At 62.5% G+C, this 2,394-nt stretch carries 3 protein-coding genes; 2 read left to right on the top strand and 1 reads right to left on the bottom strand.

Annotated features, from left to right (window positions below):
• The first annotated feature begins 112 nt into the window (after positions 1–112).
• Both ACRC0P_RS11605 and ACRC0P_RS11600 read left to right on the top strand, forming a co-directional pair.
• Positions 113–475, top strand: coding sequence for a PadR family transcriptional regulator (locus ACRC0P_RS11605; protein WP_438631035.1), 363 nt, complete (start codon positions 113–115; stop codon positions 473–475).
• Positions 475–1,410, top strand: coding sequence for a hypothetical protein (locus tag ACRC0P_RS11600; RefSeq protein ID WP_438631033.1), 936 nt, complete (start codon positions 475–477; stop codon positions 1,408–1,410). Before ACRC0P_RS11605 ends, ACRC0P_RS11600 begins: the two co-directional genes overlap by 1 nt.
• Here the strand turns inward: ACRC0P_RS11600 and ACRC0P_RS11595 are convergent.
• Complete coding sequence (locus tag ACRC0P_RS11595; RefSeq protein WP_438631037.1) at positions 1,389–2,294, bottom strand: LysR family transcriptional regulator; 906 nt, start codon at positions 2,292–2,294, stop codon at positions 1,389–1,391. The two genes, ACRC0P_RS11600 and ACRC0P_RS11595, sit on opposite strands and share 22 nt — an antisense overlap.
• Positions 2,295–2,394 lie beyond the last annotated feature (100 nt).

Below are 2,394 nucleotides of genomic sequence, written 5' to 3'. Positions count from 1 at the left end.
CGCGGTCATGGCCCGCTCCTACAGAGTGGTTCCCTTAAGCCAACGCACGTTCCCTGAGAGTAGCGGTTAGACTCTTGCATTCGGCTACTGTGCGGTGCACAGTATGTACTGTGTGACACACAGTATGGAGGACGAGGTGACACTTGCGCCGGACCGTCTGAACAAACTGATTATGGAAATGCGCCGCGGGGTGGTGATCCTGGCTGTGCTGCGGGCGCTGGGCAGTTCCCATTACGGCTATTCCCTGCGCAAACGCTTGGCCGCCATTGGCCTGGAAATGGACGAGGGAACTCTCTATCCGCTGCTCAGGCGGCTGGAGGACCAGGGGCTATTGACCAGCGAGTGGAAGCTCCAGGACGGCCGCAAAAGGCGCTTCTACCGAATCAGTGAAGACGGCGAAACCGCCCTGCAACAGATGGCGGCGGAGTGGCGGAAGCTCAACGGCGCCATTGAACAACTCGGGGAGAAAACGTGATGGATTGGCTGCAACGCTATGTCGATAACGTGAAAACCTATCTGCCGGGCGGGATGCGGGAAGACGTCGGCAGTGAACTCTACTCGGACTTGCGGGACCAGTGCGACGACATGGCCGAAAGCCTGGGGCGCGCACCGACGGAGGCGGAAGTGCTGGGCCTGTTGAAACGGAAGGGGCACCCGATGGAGGTGGCAGCGGCCTACCGGCCGCGCAGGACCCTGGTCAGCGAGGCTCTTTTCCCTCTGTATATCCAGGTGCTGAAATGGGTGTTCCTGGCGGTGATCATCGCCAACGGTGTCGTCATCGCGCTCGGGCTGTTCAGCCAGCCGGAGCCGGACTTTACCCGCGCCGCCCTGCATTGGCTGACCGGCACTTTCGACGCCGGGTTGCACAGCTTTGCCTGGGTGACCCTCGGCTTTTACCTGACCGGCGAGAGCATCAGCTACAGCGATTTCTTCGGCAAATGGGATCCGCGCAAACTGCCGCGGATCGCCGACCCGGACCATCGCATCAGCCAGTTCGAAAGCGCGGCCGAGCTGGTCGCGATACTGCTCTTTATGGCGTGGCTGAACGATGTCTTTACCTCGCTGCAGGGCGGTACCATGTTTGTCTTTAGCGACGGAGTGCAGACGCTGCTGCCCTGGTTGAATATCGCTGCGGGGCTCAGCATTCTGATGGCCCTGGGCAAGTTGTCCTCCCCCTACTGGACCCGGGGGAAGCTGGTCGCCGACGCTTTCCTCAATGCCGGCTGGCTGCTGCTGCTCGCGCTGCTGTTCAACCTGGAGCAGGTATTCACTTTTCAGTGGGGCGATACGGCTGCCGAGCAGTGGGAAATGCCATTGAAGAACTGGCGGATCATCACCGGCATCTTGCTTGTGATAACCGCCTGGGATCTGCTCAAGAATGTTCGTCTCTATTTGCGTTCGCCCGGCTGAGCGGAGGAGGGCGGTTGTTCCCTCGGCCCGCCGGTGACCAACTCGAGAAAGGCCTGTGCCGGCGCCGAGATGTCTCCCCGGCTGCGCAGTAGTACACCGACCTGCTGTGCCACCACCGGCTCTGACAGCGGCAGGCATTTCAACCCACAGTCGCGCATCTGGCTTTCGCACAGGCTGGGCACCGCGCTCACCCCCAGGCCCCCATTGACCAATTGGCCGATACTGCTGAGTTGGTTGGCCTCGCACAACAGGCGCACCGTTTTTCCGCTGTGCTCAAAGGCCAGGTCGGTCCGGCGGCGTACCGCGGAGCCGCGGTTCATCGCGATAAAAGGTTCCGTCGCCAGGTCCGCCCAGTGCAGGGACTTCCGCCGTGCCAGTGGGTGGCCCGGCGGCAGCACGGCGATAAAACGATCCCCACTGCAGGGTACAAATTCCAGCCCCGCCAGGTCGTCCGGTCTGAAGCTGATGCCCAGCTCCACACGCCCTTCCAATACCGCCTCCAGCACCCGCTCCATCACGATATCCTCGAGCAGGATGTTGATTTCCGGGTGCAGGCTGTGAAACCGCGCCAGGAGGTCGGGTAGTCGATTGAAGGCAAAGGCGGGGATCACCGCCAGCGACAGCTGCCCGCGCTGCAGCCGGAAACGCTGCTGGATGGCATCCAGCGACTGGTCCCAGGTGCGCAGCAGCTGTTCGGCGCGGTCGAGGAATTCCCGTCCCTCCGGCGTCAGTGCCAGCTGGCGGCTGTCGCGATTGAACAGCGGCCCACCGGTGGCGGACTCCAGATTGCGGATCGCCACCGACAGTGCCGGCTGGGAGATATGCAACTGGGCGCTGGCCTCGGCCAGGCTGCGGGTCCTGGCGGCGGTGACGAAGGCGCGCAGTTGTTTGACGGTGGCGCTCAGGCAAACCTCCTTTTCGGTACCCTGCCCCTTTGTAGGAGCGGCCCATGGCCGCGATCAGTCTGTGCTACGAAGTGAGATC

This window comes from Microbulbifer sp. (genome assembly GCF_051659245.1).
Classification (GTDB): Bacteria; Pseudomonadota; Gammaproteobacteria; order Pseudomonadales; family Cellvibrionaceae; genus Microbulbifer.
Note: the sequence above shows the minus strand (reverse complement) of the source record. Positions and strands in the feature narration are given on the sequence as shown.

Bases quoted from the DNA above. Each gene is read 5' to 3' on its own strand.
- ACRC0P_RS11600 (WP_438631033.1), top strand. From the start codon at position 475: ATGGATTGGCTGCAACGCTATGTCGATAACGTGAAAACCTATCTGCCG.